Annotated in this window: 3 protein-coding genes and 1 pseudogene; 2 read left to right on the top strand and 2 right to left on the bottom strand. The window is 66.1% G+C overall.

From position 1 onward, the window contains the following. Positions 1–303 (top strand): annotated as a pseudogene (locus AB0M29_RS45070) (hypothetical protein); the annotation flags it as partial. A gap of 248 nt (positions 304–551) precedes the next feature. Here the strand turns inward: AB0M29_RS45070 and AB0M29_RS45065 are convergent. Then, on the bottom strand, positions 552–1,196 hold the full coding sequence (locus AB0M29_RS45065; protein WP_365393651.1) for a hypothetical protein: 645 nt from the start codon (positions 1,194–1,196) through the stop codon (positions 552–554). Positions 1,197–1,410: 214 nt separating this feature from the next. Between AB0M29_RS45065 and AB0M29_RS45060 the strand changes: the two genes are divergently transcribed. Then, on the top strand, positions 1,411–1,626 hold the full coding sequence (locus tag AB0M29_RS45060; RefSeq protein ID WP_365393649.1) for a hypothetical protein: 216 nt from the start codon (positions 1,411–1,413) through the stop codon (positions 1,624–1,626). A gap of 456 nt (positions 1,627–2,082) precedes the next feature. Here AB0M29_RS45060 and AB0M29_RS45055 read toward each other — a convergent pair whose 3' ends face one another. Then, positions 2,083–2,616 (bottom strand): hypothetical protein, encoded by a 534-nt coding sequence (locus AB0M29_RS45055; protein ID WP_365393647.1) that lies wholly within the window; start codon positions 2,614–2,616, stop codon positions 2,083–2,085. Positions 2,617–2,821: the final 205 nt, after the last annotated feature.

Below are 2,821 nucleotides of genomic sequence, written 5' to 3'. Positions count from 1 at the left end.
GGCATGGTGCTGGTAGTTCTCCTTCGCCAGGATCGTAACCCTGGCATCAGGGACTCCACCAAACTCAGAGCAGCTCACAGCGCCGATGAGGTAGCCGCCGAGCTTGACCTGGTTCTCGGCGAATTGCGCCAGGCTGACGGAACCTCACCTATGCCGGGGGGCACCAGCACGGCAGCATCGCGCGAAGCGTTCTCGATCGCATCGTCTGCAGACGAACACGATCGAGTCGGTCAACGCCCGCCTGCCGAGGATCGGGTCGGCGCGCCCGCACGGCTCCGGGAAGCAGTCGGCTCGCCTGGTTGAACGCGGCCGAGCAGCGGTGAAGTCGGCGACCGTCGCTCGCGGCGGCACCGCTGCTACGCCTCTGTGCTCTGCGAGGTCCAGTACTTCGCGGCCTTCCCGACGTGTCGTCAGACCCTCCAGTCAGATTCACGCGACACCGTGAGCATGAGACCGACGCTGTGTTCACCAAGACCCCAGCTGCCTGACGGCCACTGGGGTTTCTTCACGCAGCCTCATCGACGGCGACCACGTCGCCCGTCACGAACGCTCTATCCGCCGTAGGGATGCGAGGTCTGGTTGGTGTAGATGTTCCAGATCTGCCAGTTGTTGCTGCTGTTGCAGTGGCCAGGGAAGCCATAGGCCTCGTCGAAGCCGCCGTCCAGGCACACGCCATACGCATCGTTGTAGAAGCTGATGAAGTGCTTCAGCCCCTCCGGGTTTCCAACGTTCTGCGGCGGAGCGACGGTGTGCATCCTCCAGAGCATCAGAGGTGCCTCAGGCGCACCTCCATAGCCGCATTGAGCCCAGTACGTACTCGACGAGGTAGGGCCGTTGGGTCCGGTGTCGGGGTAGTCCCCATGCAAGCACAGCAACTCGCCCGTGTCGGATTCCGTCTCTATTTGTACTTGTGCGTCGCCATCGTTATCCGGTGCCGCGCTCGACAGCCAGATCCAACTGGTGCCGTCGTGCATGCACCCCGGTATGGTCGTGCCAGCGTTTCCGTCGGAGACGCCTCCTGGATAGCCCTCGGCTCTCAGGCACTGCTGGCTTGCCTGGTTGACCATCTGAATGCCGCTCCAGTAGATCGCCGCGTGCGCTGTGCCGGTGCCGCCCAGCAGCATCGCAAGCGCCGATATGGCCGCCGCACTCAACTTGGCGAGGCGGTTGGACAGCAGTTTCTGGATCCGGATCAAAGTGCCCACCTTTCGATTGGTTGCGCTTGATCCGATCGTGGCAAGGGAGCACGTTCCGAAGCGAGTATCTCGTACAAGTCCGTACGCCGCCTCGTAGACCCAGTGGCAGGGGAGCCGACTTCGGGGCCGACTCGGCGGGCCGGTGTGCGTCGCCCTGGGGGCGGTCGGTACCTCCGTGGCGCGATGTCAGTCCGCGCCCGGGCAGCTGGCCGCGTTGTCGGCAGCCCCTCACCGCGCCCCGTCCAGCCGCCTGCTGTTCGGCCAGGACTGGACGCCCCAGGACAAGGGGGCCGTGCCCCGCTGCAGCGAGCAGATCCTGGCGCAGGTCGGCGGCGTCGAGGAACGGCTGCAGTCCGTGCTGCAGCCGTCGGCTGCCGCCGCGGTGGTCGGCGGACAGCACGCGACGCTCATCGAACGCCTGGCACCGTAGCTGGTGACCGACGACGGATGGGATGGGTCGACCCCCGCCTGAACGGCGGCCCCGCTGGTTCCCGGCTCGGCCTCGGCGGTTCACCGCCCTGGACCACGTCTACACCGGCGCGGCGCGGGCCTCGACACCGGTGGCCGCCGACGGTGTGCGGTCCGTGCCCCGGGCGCGGCGGCGCGCTGGCAACCGCCAGAGGCGCCCCGGAGGGCACTGACAGCCTTCAGAGTCCGCGGCGTTCGCCCGGCGGGTGCTGCGGCAGCGGGCGCCGTGCAGGGGGCGGCGCTCAGGCGGGGGCGATGTGCTCCGCCTGGGGACCCTTCTGGCCCTGGGTGACGTCGAAGTTCCCCTTCTTCGTCCAACCCGCCCCAACCTCAGACGGGTTGGACGAAGAAGGGAACTTACACAAGCCCTGCCTCCAGGCCCCTTCCCGTACCAGAATTGCCTGAGCGGGATTCCTGATCAGGCGGGAGGGTAGAAGTCGTCGCAGCCTCCATAGGGGCCATCCACATCGGCGCCGTTGGCGTACCAGTGCAATGAGCCCCACTCAATGCAGTTGTTGTGGTTGACCATTGCGCCGGCGCGCCACTGGTCTGGTTTGGGGGTACCGTGCGGGAGACCGCTGTCCCACCACCACACATCCTGACTCTGCTTTGCCAGGGTGGCGAGCGGCCCCCACCAAGAGCTCCAGTAGGGCGAGTTGAGCGCCAATTGAACGTAGGCATTGGGGTTGGCAGCTCGGAACCCACTACTCCACTGCCAATGGACACCCACGGTTCCATCGCAGGTGTTGTAGATCTGCTCGACCTGACCCGCGTAGGCCCCGGAATAGTAGTAGTTGCCCGGGTTACCGGCATTGATCCAGCAGTTGCCCGGGCCGAACCCTCCGGCGACAGCGTGCGCGGTGCCGGCGGTCCCCAGGCCGAGTGTCAGTGAGGCGGCTGCACAAGCCGCGGCAAGCAGCACACGAATGCGCATGAATTTCTCCAGTTCCACGATGGTGGGCCTTCGGATGTTTCCCATACAGTGCCAGGGGATCCGCGCGAACTCCCGTTTCCCGTACGAATCCGTACACCGCACCGCCGGCCTTCGCCGGTGGTTCGGAGCCAGGGACTTTGCGTGTTGCGCTTCTGTCCGGTTGAGCACGTGAGTCCTGGTTGATCACGTCCATCCGAGTGTGGCCAGAGGGCGGCCTGGGCGG

It is taken from the genome of Streptomyces sp. NPDC051976, from assembly GCF_040680795.1.
GTDB lineage: Bacteria > Actinomycetota > Actinomycetes > Streptomycetales > Streptomycetaceae > Actinacidiphila.
The sequence above is the reverse complement of the archived record's forward strand: the minus strand, read 5'-3'. Positions and strand labels throughout refer to the sequence as shown.